Genomic DNA, 15,308 nt, shown 5'->3' with positions numbered 1-15,308 from the left:
ATCGCAGTCAACGTAATGCGTAATCCAGCACAATCCCCACAAAAATCGCCAACCCCGCCCAGTGGTTATGCAAAAACGCCTGGAAGCAACGCATCCGGTCTTTGCTGCGGGTGTACCAGAACTCCCACGCAAAGCAGCCTGCCGCCACCAGCAACCCAAGGTGGAACCAGCCACCGAGATGGAATTTCGAGCCAGCCAGCAACAGGCAGCCCAGCGCCAGGCCTTGCAAGGTCAGAATGATCACCCGGTCGGCATCGCCAAACAGGATCGCGGTGGATTTCACCCCGATCTTCAGGTCATCGTCGCGGTCGGTCATGGCGTAATAGGTGTCGTAGCCCACGGTCCACAGCAAATTGGCGATCCACAGCAACCAGGCTGTCGCCGGCAACTCACCAGTCTCGGCAGTGAACGCCATCGGCATGCCCCAGGAGAACGCCGCGCCCAGCACCACTTGCGGGTAATAGGTGTAACGCTTCATGAACGGATACGTGAAGGCCAGGGCCAAACCGCCCAGCGACAGCCAGACAGTCGCCGCGTTGGTGCACAGCACCAGCAAGAAGCTCACGCCCATCAGCACCGCGAAGAACACCAGGGCTTCTTTGGAGCTGATCTTGCCGCTCACCAGCGGCCGCTGCTCGGTGCGTTTCACATGGCCATCGACCTTGCGGTCCGCCCAATCGTTGATCACGCAACCGCCGGCACGGGTCAGTACCACGCCGAGCACGAAAATCACGATATTGGCCAGTGACGGCGAACCTTCACCGGCAATCCACAGTGCCCACAATGTCGGCCACAGCAGCAGGTAAATGCCGATCGGCTTGTCCATGCGGGTCAGCTGAATGAAATCCCAGGCCCGAGGATTCACGCGGTTCAGAGACTTGAGCAGGTTCTGGTACATCAGCAGTTCTCCGGATGCGCGCGGGCGGCGCTCCACAGGGTCGGCAGGAAAACCTCGGCCACCAGCACGCTCAGGGCGCCACGGTCGAAACGCGAGCGCCGGGCCCACAGTTCAGGTGCTTGAGCCTCCATCGGCAACCACGCTTGAGGATAGTGACAAACCTCGATGGCCCGGCGCTGAAATGCCTGATCGCAAAACAGCAATTCACCCAGAGAACGGCTACCCAGCTCATCCATATGCAATCCGTCGCCCTGCAGCGCGCTACGCGCCGCCACGCTGCGGGCAAACACCCAAGCTTCACCGTGGCCGCGCAGATACACCTCGCGCACCCAGCCTTCGCTGCCTTCGGCCAGCTCCAGCGCGGCACATTCGTCGGCGCGCAGCGATTGCCAGCCTTCGAACAGCGGCGTGACGCTGAAACCGTCATTCGACAAACGGGTCAGGCGTCGGGTCAGTGACCCTTCATCGAACAACCAATCGAGCGTAGACGTGTCGGGGCGGGGCATCAGTTGGCTTTGAGAAAGCCAGAGCGGCGTCGGGGAAGGGGCTTTTGAGTGCGGCACAGTGAGTCATTATTGGCAGCAAATGAGGCGGCGAGCTTACCATGTCAGGCGGCGAGTTTGATTGATCCGGCCTGCCGTTGCGCCGAACAGGCTTGCATCTGTCGGGCCCGATCAGTACAAAACGCCCTGAGCCGGACGGCAACGCTTCATCTATCGACCGTTCGCGCCGGCAAAAGCCTGAATCCCGAGGAAATACCTGAATGAAAAAGTGGCAATGTGTGGTCTGCGGCCTGATCTATAACGAAGCCGAAGGCTGGCCGGACGACGGTATTGCGGCGGGCACACCGTGGCAGGACGTGCCGGAAGACTGGCTGTGCCCGGACTGCGGCGTGGGCAAAATGGATTTTGAAATGATTGAAATCAACTAAGCATCCAAGGAGCTAGGAATGAACGCACCTGTCGTGATCGTCGGCACTGGGCTGGCTGGCTACAACCTGGCCCGGGAGTTTCGCAAACTCGATGGCGAAACCCCGCTGCTGTTGATTACCGCAGATGACGGACGCTCCTACTCCAAGCCGATGCTTTCCACCGGCTTTGGCAAGAATAAAGACGCCGATGGCCTGAGCATGGCCGAACCGGGCGCCATGGCCGAGCAATTGAAGGCCGAAGTGCGCACCCACACGCGCATCAGCGGCATCGATCCGGGCCACAAGCGCCTGTGGATTGGCGAAGAATCAGTGATCTACCGTGACCTGATCCTGGCCTGGGGCGCGGAAACCGTGCGGGTGCCGATTGAAGGCGACGCGGCCGACGCGGTTTTCCCGATCAACGACCTTGAAGACTACGCACGTTTTCGCGCGGCGGCGGCCGGCAAGCGTCGGGTGCTGCTGCTGGGCGCCGGTTTAATTGGCTGCGAATTTGCCAACGACCTGATGCTCGGTGGCTACGAAGTGCAACTGGTTGCTCCCTGCGAACAAGTCATGCCGACCTTGCTCCACCCGGCGGCGGCTGCTGCGGTCCAGGCCGGCCTGGAAAGCCTGGGCGCGCGCTTCCACCTGGGGCCGGTGCTCAATCGCCTGCAGCGAGTGGCGGACGGCCTGGAAGCGCATCTGTCTGACGGCCAGGTCATCCCTTGCGACGTAGTGGTGTCAGCCATCGGTCTGCGTCCGCGCATCGACCTGGCGGCCGCTGCCGGGGTGCAGGTCAATCGTGGTGTGGTGGTTGACCGTCACCTGAAAACCTCTCACGCCAACATCTACGCCCTGGGCGATTGCGCCGAGGTCGATGGGCTGAATCTGTTGTACGTCATGCCCCTCATGAGCTGTGCGAGAGCGCTGGCCCAGACCCTCGCCGGAAACCCTACGGCGGTGAGTTACGGCCCGATGCCGATCACCGTGAAAACCCCGGTCTGCCCATTGGTGGTTTCCCCGCCACCACGGGGCGCGGAGGGCGTCTGGACGGTCGAAGGGCAGGGCGCGGACATCAAGGTGCTGTGCCGCGACAGCGCCGGCAAATTGCTGGGCTATGCCCTGACCGGCGCGGCGGTGATGGAAAAACTCGCCCTGAACAAAGAACTTCCGGCCCTGTTGGCGTAAATGCCGGTCGTTCTGTCGGAATCACCCCGTTTTTGCCCCCACAAAGGTCGCGGGGAGACTGGCGCCGCTCTTGCGCGCATGCCATCCTCATTCCCGTCTGCCGCAGAGTAGAGCACCTGCGGCGCCTTGGGCGCTGTTCCAACGAGAACAGCACGGACATAACAACAAAAAACCGTCAAAGGGGCTTCACTCATGCGTAAACCAGAACTCGCCGCTGCCATCGCGGAAAAAGCAGATCTCACCAAAGAACAGGCCAATCGCGTTCTCAACGCCGTTCTCGAAGAAATCACCGGCGCTCTGCATCGCAAGGATAGCGTCACGCTGGTGGGCTTCGGCACCTTCCTGCAACGCCATCGCGGTGCCCGCACCGGCAAAAACCCGCAAACCGGTGAGCCGGTAAAAATCAAGGCCAGCAACACTGTTGCGTTCAAGCCAGGCAAGTCGTTGAAAGACAGCGTTAATCCGTAACACGCACCGACTTCCCGCACAGCGGGCGAGCGGGATAAAAAATGGGCACGCCAACGAGGTTGGGTGCCCATTTTTTCTGTCTGGCGGATCAGCCGACTCGGCTTTGTTTCCTGGCGAGAATCGCTGCTATTTCCGGCTCATTCAGGTGATCCAGCGCGCGCTCCACCAACAAATGCACCCCGTCGGCCAGGCGGCTGAGCGCCTCATTCCTCGTCCAAATCTTCCTCATCGATCAGGCCTTGAACAAACTGGAGGAAATTCGAGCAGACCAGCTTTTCGGATTCAGCCTGATTTTCTTCAGGGCTTAGGTCACTATCAAAGCTGTCAGTGGTGAAGTAACTAACGGCCTCCGTATCAAGATTCAGGCAAAAGAAGTTACCACCCCAGTCGTTCGCGAAAGGCAGAAGGTGTGCAGGAAGTACCTGTTTTTTTAGCATCAACTGGTAGGTGGATAGCAGCGAGGAGTCGCCACCGGGAATTGGCTTGAATGCAGCCACTTCCAGTGGCTCGTCAAAATCTTCGCTGACCCAATAGGTCCGCTCCGGTACACCTCCGTTGTACTTGAGATAATGGTTTTTAAAGGGCGTCGGTAGCTTCTTACCAATGGCGCATTCCAGGTGATCCAGATCCGCTGGCGTAATGGCCGCCTCGTCATTCGAAAATGTGTTTTCGAGCATCATTAATCTCAGCGTTAATGGATCCTCACCGTTCTGATCCACTTTTTTATAAGGGATCAATTCAGCCGCCCTTGAGTAAATCGATTGGTTTGGTTTCGGTTAGTTGGATCTTGAAAAGGGTAATCACCTGCATGCTGAGTGAAACCTAGGCTCTATCTATTGAGCCGACCTTCTCCGTATCGACCACTTCTGCACCTACCAGATCTAGTTCTTTAAGCACAGTGGCGGCGTGAGGCGAAAGAAATACGAATCCAAGTAAAGTTATTTCATCGATACTAAAAAAATCGATGCTGACATTTTCTTTGATTGTCAGGCTGATGATATTTTTGATTTCGCCGCTCGCTCGAAAATTAATCTTCGACTGTGTCTGATCGATCACGTCCACAGGCTCCTTGTCTATTCGTTGCTGGCGCATAAAAAAATATTGGCGCTGTGCGACCGAAACGCCTTTTGGGTTGACAATCTCCAGTTCTGCGATCTCCCATCGGGAAGTCTTGAGGGTCTGGAAGACTTTCAGGAAGCGCTCACTGACAATATGCCCCTCAAAGGCAGTGCAAAAGTCAAAGTCATAGCGCTTGTCCTTGGTAATCAGCACCAGCTTTTTCGGGAGGGGAGCGAGAGCTTCGTCGGGGCCCGCGTCGTGCCAGTCGGCATCCATCGCATCGTCATAGGCGCCAGGGCTGAACGACTCATGAATGACGCCATCAATGAAGGTGGGGCAGTTTTTGTCTTTCTTGAATGCAAGGGTATAGAACATGAAAGCCTCTTGTCAGCAAAGTCGACCGGTACTGGATTTGGTTCGTATTCTTCCTGAAACGGTCTTCTTGCGAAGTTTGAACTGGACACAACCCCAACCCCATTCCTCAGGGTCAGACCCTGTATTTCCTTAAAAACAGGCACTCCAACTGGTTCAAATGCCCGCTTTTGTTGGAAAAAATCAAGCCTCCATGAAGTCGTCGTATTCTCGATAGTGATTGATTGCCTGGATCAAAATGGCGCTATCAGGGGTCTTTATTTTTTTCTGAATTATCTGCGATATGGCTTGAAGGGTTTGCACGTCAACCCAGGTCTCTACATTTTCTTTTTCCAGCGACTTAGGAATGGTTTCTCCGGCGCTGTTTTCTACGGTTTTGTCATCCTCTTCTAGATCATCAATTTCATCTTCGGTAATGAGATAGAAAACCGCATTTTCTGGTTGCTGCTCCCATTCGTCCAAATTTGTATAGATCCAGTCATTATCGGTAACGGAATTGATCGTGCTGAATAGGTCGGTGATGCCTTTCATCTTTTTCATCAGTGATTCCTTATTTTCTACAAGATGACCCACCACCCCATGCCTTCCTGCCGCCGACTCGTTTTCCATTGCGGCCTTTCGGGTGGTAGTCACCATGACGGTTTTTTCGATGCGCCGACCCAGCGGGTCGTAGGTCATCCTGACCACGCTACCGTTTTCATTGCGCACTTCAATCAACCGGCTTTCGGCGTCGTAACCGAAGCGCTGCACGCCCCGTTTAGTACTGCGTTCTTCGATCATCCGGCCAAACGCGTCATAGCGGTAACGTTTGTCCTGATAGGTCAGCAGTTTGTTGTGCACCACCAACCCAGAGCCGCCCCTAAAAATGTCGGCCATCATGGGGGCCAGAAGCCTAGGCCTGATTTTAATAAGGGACAAACGTGCGGTTGGCGATATAGAAACCCAAGCCTTTGTTATTTTTGAATTTTTTCTCGATCATAGAATCGGCCAACTGCTGAGAGATCAGAAGGTCTCCTGACTCTGGCTCACGAGCGATTCCGCGCATGCCGGCAGCACCGTCCAGGAACCAGGTTTTAGTGAAATAGATGATCGATCCGTCATCATCCCGTTCAGCGGCAGATTGCCCTTGATCTATCGCGTTGACGGTATTGATTGCATTCACTATGAAAAAAGCTTCGTCGACCTCTTCCCCGTCTGCAATGACGACAGCAGGTTGAATGAGCTGAATGTCCTGAGCAGATTGATGGGTGAGAAAATCCGCAAGTCGCTCAGTGACTAGTGGGACTCCCCCAAGTAGCCATAGGCAGTCATACGCAAGCAACTTTTTTTTCTTGCACGGAAAATAGACCTTTGGCTTGTCCATATTCAATGGATAGGGTTTTCCCGCCAACAATGACAGGTAGTCAAAATTCGAACCGGCGGTTTCATAAGAACCGCTTTCGATGTCATACGAACCGATCAGTTGTTCGCTGTAATAAGCAGGGGCTTTCCAACTTAAAATCATGTTTGATTTTCCTGGCCGTAATAAACACCGACCGTCAGCAGGTTGGCGGCGAAGTCGTACACGGTATGCTTTTGCATGGCAGCCGGCGTCATCGAGGGCTGGCTGGTGTGTACGGCATTGTCGCGCAGGTAAGCGACCACTGCGGCAATTGGCTGCTGAGCAACCGTCCCTGGGCGTCGTAGCTGAATTGGGTGCGTTCGCCGAGGGCATCGGTGATGGTTTGCAGATAGCCCCGGTTGTCGTAGCTGAACCGCGTCGGATAACCCGAGCAATCAATGTGTTCCACCGACTGGCCGAACGGGTTCCAGCGCAGCTTTTTGCTTTTGCCGGTGGCGTCGATGATCTCGACGACCTGGCCGTGGGTGTCGTAGCGGTATCGCGTGATGTGGCCCAGCGGATCGGTTTCGGCGACGCAGTTGCCGCGCTGATCGTAGCGAGCGTTTGTGGCCATGTGGTGTTGAGCTGGCCATTCTTTTTGAAGCTGCCTTCCAACTGGAATTTTTTGTGGATACCACGCAGCTTTATCAATGCCTTTTCTAACGCGCTCATGTTCGTTCTCCGAATAAAATTGGCGGAGGTGCGGGGGCAGGACTTGAGCCATGGCCCGAAGGCGTATGCGGTTCGTGGCGTGGGAAGTTTGCTCCCTATCGGCGGCGCAGCCGTCGTAACCGGCTGATCGATACCTTTGAAAAAGACGGCGCTGGTGAGATCGATAACGGGCACAACTCAGGTAAATTGAACGAGGAAATATCCAGCTTCGTCGCCTTCCTTCATCTTTTTCGCCCGGTTGTCGGCAAAAACGTAGCCGATGCCACCGCCGAACAATCCTTCGTGGCGAGGACTGATTTTTGCGATATCGGCGTCCAATATCTGGGCTAGAAAATAATAGCGAGGGCTTTCATACAACGGATCTTGCAACCAGCCAGGGCGACCTAATATTTTGCTGATACTGGCGCCGCAGTCCGGATCCTCCAGCTCTTCGGTCATTTGTTCGTCCGTGAGGGGTTGCTGGGCAATGTAGCTTCGCGGAATCGGATCCTCCAGGGTCGGTGGCATAAACTCGAAAGGCGCCAGCGTATGAAGCAGAACTTTACTATGTCCCTGTGCCAGCTTTTCCATCTCGCTCTGTTGGTGGACAGTCAATTGGCGTAACGATGACCGTTTGTACGTATCGCCTTCACGCTCCACGGAAACGAACACTGTCAGAGCCATGCCCGACGGTATAAAAGAAGTGCTGAGGAAATCCGATGTCATCATAAGCACTGGTAGCATCAAATGACCCTTGGTTGGATCCTTTGGCCACAGATCAATATCGGTGAGTCGAGCGCCCCCGCCTATTTGTCCAAGGTTATGGTCTTTTTCGGAGAGGATGATTTGATTGATGCCCATAGTCCGTGATCCTTTAGAAGCAGCCTTTTCTTTTGGCGAATGATGTGGAAAAACGCCTCGCTGTTCGTGCCTGTTGTTGGGTGATGATGCCGGTTCTGACCAATGAGTTGTGAATAGCTTGGGACATGAGGCGAATTTCCAGCTTCCCGCGCTTGAGCATTTGATTAGGTCCCAGCCCGCGAGCACGGCGCAAACGATTTTCCTCGGCATGCACCATGTCGTGATGTTCGGGCGATAGCGCAATGGAAGGGTTACCTTTATAGCGCCGGCCCTTTGCGATACCTTTCTCTTCCAGAAACTTATTACGAACAATCTCGTGTGCTTCCAGCCCATCATTCTTGTGGGCTTTGGCACCGTAACCGGCCACCTCACCTTCTTTTAGCAGCCCAAATGGGTCAATCCACCTGGTGGCGTTGGGAGCCCCATATCCGGATCATAAAGCCGGAACGTGTTGTAGTGCAGTCAGGTCTCTCGGTAGAAAAACTTATTCCTGTTTTTTATCCAAACATGCATGTTATGGTTTTCACTAAAAAGTAGAGCCGGAAGTTGTTTGGCTCTTCCGGCTCCTTTTCTAATCTAGTCTAGAAAGTCATCGTTTTCCAAATAATAAGTAACTGCTTTCAGTAGTTCTTCTTTGCTGGAGTTCGGATGATGTTCTGTTTTATTTTCAATGATCGCTTTGAGTATTGGAGACTCAAGGAATGTTCCGTATTTGTCATCGAACTCCATTTCTTCGTCGTCATTTTCTGCAAGGTAATATTTTTTATTTAGGATGTCGTTTTTTGACTCCAAATCAAAATCAGTATCAACATATAACCATCCTGCATTGGGTAGATCATTACATTTTTGCAGAAGCTCGTCAAAGCCATTAATGGTTATCATAAGTACTCCTTGTTTTCGACATTTCGTACCGCCGCCCCATTTATTTCGACCGCCTTTACCATCAGGGTGGTAGATTTTATGATACGTTTTATGATCATTGAAGTCGGCTAGCTGTAATGAGCCTGGTTTGTTTCCATGATGCCAAGTCAAATTGGCTGGGGATGTTCCTCTGAACGTCCCATTCGACCGTGGCTGCACATGCTCTACAGCGCCAGGGTATTTAGTCTGCATTTGACGTTTAAAGTCCGGATCTGTTTGCATTCGTTTGTAAACAGATTCATTTGCGCGGCTAAAGTGCTCTGCGTCAGTCATTTTGTATTCGGACGCGTTCAGTGAGTGCTCATGGAACACATGATATTTCCCTAGGTCGCGAGATCCTTCACCATTGTATAGCCCAAGCGGATCTATCCAGGTCAGGGGGTTTGGGGCATAACTGTAAAAGTTCAGCCCTCCCGCCAACCCAATCGGATTCCTTGTTGGTTACGGCATGCGCATTAGCGCAGTCCTCAGGCGTTTGATCAGCTTCGGATCCTTGAGGCAATCGGCCGGCCGCATGTTATCCAAGGCCGGCACCTGCTGTTCGACCCACCACAAACCTTCCTTGAGCCCTCTTTTTCCGTAGAGAATGACCGCCATATCGAGGTTGCCATCCAGTTGTTTCGCTAGGGAGCGGGCGTCGTCGTCGAGATAGTCCTCTTCGTATAACCGCACAAGCATATTCCAATCGGAATCGCCGGGGTATTCGTCTTCCAGTTGTTCCATCTTCTGCACTCATTGGCCGGGTCAGATCCATGACCTGAAGATTAACCATAAAAATAATTAAAAAATAGTTCGAAATTTTCTTTCCCAAGCAGGGGGCTGACTTCCTTTGTGAGTAATTTCACGAACTTGCTGGAAAGCTCGTCATCGTCGTTATAGATCTCAAATATTTCGAATTTTCCGTGGACAACCTCAATCAATTTTGCAAGAGCGAAAAAGAAATCAGCCAATGAGTCGGCAATTTTGAAAGGCAAAGCCACGTCATAGCTGGCAAATACAGGTGTACCCTCAATGTCGGTAACAGCGATGACAGGTTTACCACCTCCGATATCATCCATGAATACTACAAAACCGGCTGGCCAGCGTGGGTTGAGCTGCGACTTGTTTGAATTGCCATCCCACTTGTAGCCCACTTGGTCATCTTCAAGGGTGTTCAGATCAAAAAAACGTATCGGAGTCAAACCTGTCTCTATCTCTACACCCACAGGCTCGTAGTTGTCATAGAAAAAGTCAGTTTCGACAGAGCGTTCAAGCGTTTGCGGCCATGTGGCGTTGACTTGGCCATTCTTTTCGAAGCTGCCCTCTAACTGAAACTTCTTGTGGATACGGCGCAGCTCTATCAACGCTTTTTCTAACGCGCTCATGTTCGTTCTTCCCTGTGGGTTACAGCATGCGCATCAGCGCGGCTCTCTCGTTTGTGAGAGCGTCTATAGGCTGTACAAAATATTGTAGAATGAGGTTGAATTGTCTTTTATCGAGGACAGATCCTGGTCTATAGATGCTTTTTCGAATGATGATTTATTGATTGCCATTCGACGAGTGATTATTGCTTCCAGCAGCTTTATGAACAGTGCCTCATCATTGACGTGTTTTTTAAGCTTTAGAATTTCGCGAGGCTTGTTTTTCAGGATGTAAAAGGAATAGTTCATCAAAATAATATTTGAGACAAACAGATTTTCCGTAGACTGAAGGGGGTTGATCGTGTCGATTAAAACATTAAATATCTGTCTCTTGTCTTTAGCGTATGCCTGCAAAAATACATCGGGATACATGAATTCGCTATGGCGATCATTTAGCCTGAAACGGTAATTTGTGTCGCCGGGTTCGGTCAATAATGTGACGAGGCTTGTTTGATAGTTTTTCAACGTGCTTAGCAATACATGTTCTTTTCTGCTATCAAATTTTATCGCTTTGTAAACCAGGTTGATAACATCCAAAAAAGCTACAGGCCCCCGGGTGTCGGTAGCCATTACCAGCTGATTATCCTTGATGCTGAACCGACGATACGCTTCGTCGTCAATGCTCAATTCGAAAAGCAGGAATCTGAGTATATAGTTTCTGAGCTGTGCATCCGAGTCGAGAGAACTGTTTTTCAAACTGATCAACTGGATCAGAAAGAAGAAAATAAAATAGTCTTTATTGGTTCGTTGACGGTTGTCGATGTCAAGTAGATAGCCAAAGCGGGACAGGATCAAGAGAAGGGTATAGCAGTCCGGTTCCGTGAAGCCGTTTTTTGACATGGATTTTTCGAAGGCGCTTATGGAGAACAAATCGTGCCAGCGGCTCACATAGAAGGTCGAACCGTTGTGTTTTCTGGCGGCGACAGAGAGCAGTGAAGGCTCGTCTTCTTGGTAAAAAACAACGCCCAGCTCTTTCGGATATGGACGGATGTTCAGGAAACTCTCAAGCTTGTATGAAAGGAGATTGAATATGTCCATTTAACGCTATCCGCATGTCTTCCACTTTCCGTTCGGGCCTTTTTTCTCGACACGAAACGAACGCCAATTGCTCAGCGCCACCGACCTGCAGGGCGGGCGCTACGAATACTACGACGCCGGGCCTAATTCAAACTTTTTCAGTTTTTCCAACCGATAATTGTTTTTTCATGCTGGTACGGTTAACTCGGACTAAGCCAAGAAGAGAAATCAGAAATATATATTTCATTTAAAATCAAATCTAGAGGTATATCTTCAATGCTATCGGCTATCTCGTCATAAGGGGAGGGTAATACATAGGAAAATCCGAAATCATCATCAAGAATTATTGAGCCATTAAAGATTCGTTGACGCTTTGTAAGTTTTTTTACTTGGCCAAAAGACATCCCTGTAGAAAGCATACCTCTGTAAAGTCCTTTGTAATGTACATTGCAGCCAATTGAGAATATAGCTCCGTCAGAAAGGGTTGCTATGGTGATCGTGTCGTTTACCACATAGGCTACCCTCGTTTCCCCGTCCGGCAGATTATAGTTTTTTATTTTTATGTTGTGTTTTTTATATAGCTCATCGATATAGTTGGAAATGTTTTCCCCTAATAGTATGTCTGCTGCTGAGTGCTTGGAATTGATATCTGCTGTAAAGTCAATCATGTTCAAGTTCCACCGTTCATTAACGTGCCATTAACATAGACTGGAGAGTCTTTTATTAGATCGTAATTTTTGAACCCGCCATGTCCAATTCTACCAAATACAATATCTTCTCCAGATCTATTGGCTTTGTACACTTTCCAGTAATCGTTTCCGTGAATGTTGGGCTGGATGGAACCGCCATCTTGGATGGTAATAAATAACCCTAGAGTACGACCGCCTCTCGAATGCTCTGAGTCTTCAAGTGTGGGTAAACACTTGCTCGTCAAGAGATTGATTTTGTCAATCATTCCTCAGGATAAATTTTCAGTTTGCTATTGTCCGTAAGTATTTCAAAAATGGTTAGGGAATCATCTGCGTGATTGATCTCATAAGACCTTTCCGTGAAGGTGCTTCGCCATATTTTTTCAGTAATCGAAGTGATTTTATCGGCGTTGTATTTATAAAGGGTTTCGAAGTATTCTCCCGTGTTGTTCAAGCAGTAATGCCCTGTAGCTTTGTCATTCAGAAACTTAATCAGGGAAACCGAGTCAAGGTTGGCCTCTAGGTTGCCGTTTAGCTCACTGCCGAATGTAAGCTCAAGGATTTGATCGGCCTCATGCAAAAAAAACTTTCTATAAACAATCCATTGCTTTTTAATTGTTACGTATTTTGCAAATTTTAACTCGCCTATTATTTTGTTATCTTTATTTAAGAAATAACATTGCCTGTTTTTGGCTGGCTCGGAATCTTTTTTTAAAAAACGTCCAGGCTTACATCCCTGGAGCTCCGACATATAGGGGGCCGGCGAATAGGAAGGCATGATCCCCATGCCCCAGATTGTCGTTTTGTAGTTTTTCTCCATAGACGATATAAGCTCTGAATATTTATCCTTATATTCATTGAGTCGTGCATATAAAAAGTCCTTCATGGGGTATCTCCTACTTTGCTAATGGGAAAACCTTTCCACCGTTGAGCTCCAAGTTGAGTTTATTTAAACCCGACTCGAATCCAGATTTTGTGTTCGCCCCTTTTAGGGTTTCCCATACGTGTTGTTTATACGCATTGCCATGTACTCCTTCCCCGGCATGAGCGGTTGCTGTTGTATTTGGTAAACGGGACTGTGGGTTTACAGGCAGCCATATACCATTTTCTTTCTGATTTATGTCAATGCCAAGTCTGTCCATACGTCTTCTCAACCAGCGCATACGCACATCCTTCGAATTGGACATTACTATATGGTGGGCTCGATAGTTCGAGTTTGGCGCTTTACCCAAACGGCTTCCAAGAACTTTAGCATCGCTCGAGCAACTTAGGCCCAGAGCGTCTATCCAAGTGAATGGGTTAGGTGAGTATTGATAAAGATTGATTCCCCCCGCCAACCCAATCGGATCCGGCGTCGTAAACCGCCCCACATCCGGATCATAAAACCTGAACGTATTGAAATGCAGCCCCGTCTCCCGGTCCAGGTACTGCCCCTGAAACCGCAGGTTCTGCTCTTCAATGTAATACGGCTCGCGCACCTCTTCTAACGTGTTGCCCCACACCCGATAACTCGCCTTCCAGACGTTGTGGCCGTCTGCCTCGGTGAGTTGTTCCGGCAGGCCGTTGAGGTCGTTGTGGTAGTAGCGGATCTTTTGCAGCGGGCCGGTGCCGTCGACACGGGCCAGGGGTTCGTAACCTTCGTCTTCGTAGAGGTAGAGGCTGGTCTGTTGATGGCGATGTTCCTGCAACAGGCGCAGGCCGTCCCAGGTGAAGCGGGTTTCGCCGAGAGGGTAGCCGTTGGTGTCGTGTACGGTTTTTTCGATGCGCCGGCCCAGTGGGTCGTAGGTCATTCTGACCACGCTGCCGTTTTCATTGCGCACTTCAATCAACCGGCTTTCGGCATCGTAACCGAAGCGCTGCAGGCCTCGTTTAGCGCTGCGTTTTTCGATCATCCGGCCAAAGGCGTCGTAGCGGTAACGCTTGTCCTCATAGGTCAGCAGTTTGTTGTGCACCACCAGCCCGGCGCCGGGTTGTGGGCCGTCCAGCAGGTTGGCGGCGGCGTCGTAGGCGAAGGTTTCGCGCTGGCCGTGCAGGCTGTCCTGGCTGGCGATGATGCGGCCAGTGGCGTCGTAGTGCAGCAGTTGGCGGTGTTGCGTGGTGGGTTGCTGGTCGAGTTTGCCGATCAGGTTGTCGGCGGGGTCGTACTCGAAATGTTTCTGCACCGCTGCCGGCATCAGCGATGGCTGGCTGGTGTGTCGGCGTTGGCGTGAGCGTAAGCGCCCGCTGCGGTCGTATTCGCTGCGGGTGCTGATCTGGCCCTGGGTGCGCAGCACTTCGCGGTGCAGGCGGTCGCGTTCGAAGTCGCTGATGACCTGGCCGTCGAGGTTGATCTGGTGCAGGTGGCCGCTGCCGTAGTACAGGCGATTGAGCCAGCGGCCGTCGGGCAGTTGGGTCTGGATCAGGTTGCCGAGTTCGTCGTAGTGGTAGTGCAGGTTGCCGGCCGCGCTTTGTTCTTCGAGCAACTGGCCGAGGGCGTCGTAGGCGAAGCTCAGGGTTTGTGCGTTGTCCTGGTGGTCGGTGAAGGTGACGGCGGTGAGTTGGTCCAGTGGGTCGTAGGAGTAGTCGGTGCGGCCATCGTCGGTGACTTTGGCGATCAGCCGGCCGACGGCGTCGCGTTCCAGTCGGTGAACGATGGGAGCGGGGGGCGACTCGGGGACGACGGCCAGACCGTTGCCGTAGGGCGCCGGAACAGCCGTGACCGCCGCGACGTTATCCAGCAGGTCATAGGTGTAGCGCTTGGCACTGCCATCCAGATCCTGTTGTTCTGTCAGCCGATCTCCAGCGTCCCAGGCAAACCGATAACTCTCGCCGTTCTCATTGGTCAGCGCCTGCAGCCGCCCGTAGCGGTCATACCCGAACTGCACCTGTCGGCCGTGGGCGTCGGTGCGCTGGCGCACCTGGCCGCGACGGTTGTGTTGGTACAGCGTGGTGTGCCCGGCCGGGTCGGTGTAGCCGATCAACTGGCCACTGACGTCGCGCTGATACTGCTCGGTGCGGCCGTCCGGCAATTGGCTGCTGAGCAACCGTCCCTGGGCGTCGTAACTGAATTGGGTGCGTTCGCCGAGGGCATCGGTGATCGTTTGCAGATAGCCCCGGTTGTCATAGCTGAACCGCGTCGGGTAACCCGAACAATCGATGTGTTCGACCAGTTGGCCGAACGGGTTCCAGCGCAGCCTTTTGCTTTTGCCGGTGGCGTCGATGATCTCGACGACCTGGCCCTGGGTGTCGTAGCGGTATCGCGTTACATGGCCCAGCGGATCGGTTTCGGCGATGCAGTTGCCGCGCTGATCGTAGCGATACTGCCAACTGTTGCCCGCGGCATCGGTTTCCACCAGCGGCAAGGCCCAGTGCTCGAGCCATAAGGTCGAGTCGCTGCGGCCCAGCGGGTCGGTTTCGCCGATCAGGTTGCCGGCGTTGTCGTAGCTGTATTCGTAGCGCCCGCCCTGCGGGTCGGTCGCGTTGAGCAATTGGCGCTCGTCGTTCCATTCGAACT

General features: G+C 52.4%; 17 protein-coding genes and 4 pseudogenes. 3 read left to right on the top strand and 18 right to left on the bottom strand.

Going from position 1 to position 15,308, the window contains the following annotated elements:
- Positions 1-7: 7 nt before the first annotated feature.
- Together ubiA and AC07VO_RS22605 are read right to left on the bottom strand one after the other, a co-directional pair.
- On the bottom strand, positions 8-898 hold the full coding sequence (gene ubiA, locus AC07VO_RS22610) for a 4-hydroxybenzoate octaprenyltransferase (protein ID WP_018927398.1): 891 nt from the start codon (positions 896-898) through the stop codon (positions 8-10).
- Positions 898-1,461 carry a chorismate--pyruvate lyase family protein gene (locus AC07VO_RS22605; protein ID WP_086945211.1) on the bottom strand — a complete coding sequence of 188 codons (564 nt, stop codon included), beginning with the start codon at positions 1,459-1,461 and terminating at the stop codon, positions 898-900. Before AC07VO_RS22605 ends, ubiA begins: the two co-directional genes overlap by 1 nt.
- A gap of 200 nt (positions 1,462-1,661) precedes the next feature.
- On the opposite strand from AC07VO_RS22605, the gene AC07VO_RS22600 reads away from it, so the two are divergent.
- The 3 genes from AC07VO_RS22600 to AC07VO_RS22590 all read left to right on the top strand — a co-directional run bounded on the left by AC07VO_RS22600 (position 1,662) and on the right by AC07VO_RS22590 (position 3,464).
- Positions 1,662-1,829, top strand: a complete 168-nt coding sequence (locus tag AC07VO_RS22600; protein ID WP_007896465.1) for a rubredoxin — start codon at positions 1,662-1,664, stop codon at positions 1,827-1,829.
- Between the two features lie 18 nt (positions 1,830-1,847).
- Positions 1,848-2,996, top strand: coding sequence for an NAD(P)/FAD-dependent oxidoreductase (locus tag AC07VO_RS22595; RefSeq protein ID WP_086945210.1), 1,149 nt, complete (start codon positions 1,848-1,850; stop codon positions 2,994-2,996).
- A gap of 192 nt (positions 2,997-3,188) precedes the next feature.
- Entirely contained in the window at positions 3,189-3,464 is a 276-nt protein-coding gene (locus tag AC07VO_RS22590) for an HU family DNA-binding protein (protein ID WP_003213368.1), read from the top strand.
- A gap of 88 nt (positions 3,465-3,552) precedes the next feature.
- On the opposite strand, the pseudogene AC07VO_RS22585 reads toward AC07VO_RS22590, so the two are convergent.
- From AC07VO_RS22585 to AC07VO_RS22510, 16 genes and pseudogenes are all read right to left on the bottom strand, one after another.
- Positions 3,553-3,666: pseudogene (locus AC07VO_RS22585) on the bottom strand (DUF6124 family protein); the annotation flags it as partial.
- A gap of 1 nt (position 3,667) precedes the next feature.
- A complete protein-coding gene (locus AC07VO_RS22580; RefSeq protein WP_225609317.1) occupies positions 3,668-4,201 on the bottom strand; it encodes an SMI1/KNR4 family protein in 534 nt (177 codons plus the stop codon).
- Between the two features lie 85 nt (positions 4,202-4,286).
- Positions 4,287-4,898, bottom strand: a complete 612-nt coding sequence (locus AC07VO_RS22575; protein ID WP_064621147.1) for an Imm43 family immunity protein — start codon at positions 4,896-4,898, stop codon at positions 4,287-4,289.
- Positions 4,899-5,534: 636 nt separating this feature from the next.
- Positions 5,535-5,750, bottom strand: a pseudogene (locus AC07VO_RS22570) (hypothetical protein); the annotation flags it as partial.
- Between the two features lie 49 nt (positions 5,751-5,799).
- Positions 5,800-6,399 carry an imm11 family protein gene (locus AC07VO_RS22565; RefSeq protein WP_173861144.1) on the bottom strand — a complete coding sequence of 200 codons (600 nt, stop codon included), beginning with the start codon at positions 6,397-6,399 and terminating at the stop codon, positions 5,800-5,802.
- 142 nt (positions 6,400-6,541) lie between these two features.
- Positions 6,542-6,835, bottom strand: a pseudogene (locus AC07VO_RS22560) (hypothetical protein); the annotation flags it as partial.
- Positions 6,836-7,125: 290 nt separating this feature from the next.
- Positions 7,126-7,788 carry a hypothetical protein gene (locus tag AC07VO_RS22555; protein ID WP_086945209.1) on the bottom strand — a complete coding sequence of 221 codons (663 nt, stop codon included), beginning with the start codon at positions 7,786-7,788 and terminating at the stop codon, positions 7,126-7,128.
- Positions 7,789-7,801: 13 nt separating this feature from the next.
- A complete protein-coding gene (locus tag AC07VO_RS22550) occupies positions 7,802-8,155 on the bottom strand; it encodes a hypothetical protein (RefSeq protein WP_064621142.1) in 354 nt (117 codons plus the stop codon).
- 209 nt (positions 8,156-8,364) lie between these two features.
- A complete protein-coding gene (locus AC07VO_RS22545; RefSeq protein ID WP_207238812.1) occupies positions 8,365-8,982 on the bottom strand; it encodes a DUF7716 domain-containing protein in 618 nt (205 codons plus the stop codon).
- Between the two features lie 78 nt (positions 8,983-9,060).
- Positions 9,061-9,147, bottom strand: a pseudogene (locus tag AC07VO_RS22540) (RHS repeat-associated core domain-containing protein); the annotation flags it as partial.
- Positions 9,148-9,150: 3 nt separating this feature from the next.
- Positions 9,151-9,432: a hypothetical protein gene (locus AC07VO_RS22535; RefSeq protein ID WP_019651906.1), complete on the bottom strand. Its 282-nt coding sequence runs from the start codon at positions 9,430-9,432 to the stop codon at positions 9,151-9,153.
- A gap of 41 nt (positions 9,433-9,473) precedes the next feature.
- A complete protein-coding gene (locus AC07VO_RS22530) occupies positions 9,474-10,073 on the bottom strand; it encodes a hypothetical protein (RefSeq protein WP_064621140.1) in 600 nt (199 codons plus the stop codon).
- A 63-nt stretch (positions 10,074-10,136) separates the two neighbouring features.
- Entirely contained in the window at positions 10,137-11,147 is a 1,011-nt protein-coding gene (locus AC07VO_RS22525; RefSeq protein WP_064621139.1) for a hypothetical protein, read from the bottom strand.
- Positions 11,148-11,326: 179 nt separating this feature from the next.
- Positions 11,327-11,794: a hypothetical protein gene (locus AC07VO_RS22520; RefSeq protein ID WP_086945208.1), complete on the bottom strand. Its 468-nt coding sequence runs from the start codon at positions 11,792-11,794 to the stop codon at positions 11,327-11,329.
- 283 nt (positions 11,795-12,077) lie between these two features.
- Positions 12,078-12,701 carry a hypothetical protein gene (locus AC07VO_RS22515; RefSeq protein WP_086945207.1) on the bottom strand — a complete coding sequence of 208 codons (624 nt, stop codon included), beginning with the start codon at positions 12,699-12,701 and terminating at the stop codon, positions 12,078-12,080.
- A 10-nt stretch (positions 12,702-12,711) separates the two neighbouring features.
- Positions 12,712-15,308 (bottom strand): RHS repeat-associated core domain-containing protein (locus tag AC07VO_RS22510; protein WP_492568235.1); only part of this gene is annotated, 2,597 nt, incomplete at its 5' end.

The sequence above is a fragment of the Pseudomonas sp. GW821-FHT03E01 genome (genome assembly GCF_059420765.1).
The sequence above is the reverse complement of the archived record's forward strand: the minus strand, read 5'-3'. Positions and strand labels throughout refer to the sequence as shown.

Bases quoted from the DNA above. Each gene is read 5' to 3' on its own strand.
- ubiA (WP_018927398.1), bottom strand. From the start codon at position 898: ATGTACCAGAACCTGCTCAAGTCTCTGAACCGCGTGAATCCTCGGGCC.
- AC07VO_RS22600 (WP_007896465.1), top strand. From the start codon at position 1,662: ATGAAAAAGTGGCAATGTGTGGTCTGCGGCCTGATCTATAACGAAGCC.
- AC07VO_RS22595 (WP_086945210.1), top strand. From the start codon at position 1,848: ATGAACGCACCTGTCGTGATCGTCGGCACTGGGCTGGCTGGCTACAAC.
- AC07VO_RS22590 (WP_003213368.1), top strand. From the start codon at position 3,189: ATGCGTAAACCAGAACTCGCCGCTGCCATCGCGGAAAAAGCAGATCTC.
- AC07VO_RS22575 (WP_064621147.1), bottom strand. From the start codon at position 4,898: ATGTTCTATACCCTTGCATTCAAGAAAGACAAAAACTGCCCCACCTTC.
- AC07VO_RS22565 (WP_173861144.1), bottom strand. From the start codon at position 6,399: ATGATTTTAAGTTGGAAAGCCCCTGCTTATTACAGCGAACAACTGATC.
- AC07VO_RS22555 (WP_086945209.1), bottom strand. From the start codon at position 7,788: ATGGGCATCAATCAAATCATCCTCTCCGAAAAAGACCATAACCTTGGA.
- AC07VO_RS22545 (WP_207238812.1), bottom strand. From the start codon at position 8,982: ATGACTGACGCAGAGCACTTTAGCCGCGCAAATGAATCTGTTTACAAA.
- AC07VO_RS22535 (WP_019651906.1), bottom strand. From the start codon at position 9,432: ATGGAACAACTGGAAGACGAATACCCCGGCGATTCCGATTGGAATATG.
- AC07VO_RS22530 (WP_064621140.1), bottom strand. From the start codon at position 10,073: ATGAGCGCGTTAGAAAAAGCGTTGATAGAGCTGCGCCGTATCCACAAG.
- AC07VO_RS22525 (WP_064621139.1), bottom strand. From the start codon at position 11,147: ATGGACATATTCAATCTCCTTTCATACAAGCTTGAGAGTTTCCTGAAC.
- AC07VO_RS22520 (WP_086945208.1), bottom strand. From the start codon at position 11,794: ATGATTGACTTTACAGCAGATATCAATTCCAAGCACTCAGCAGCAGAC.
- AC07VO_RS22515 (WP_086945207.1), bottom strand. From the start codon at position 12,701: ATGAAGGACTTTTTATATGCACGACTCAATGAATATAAGGATAAATAT.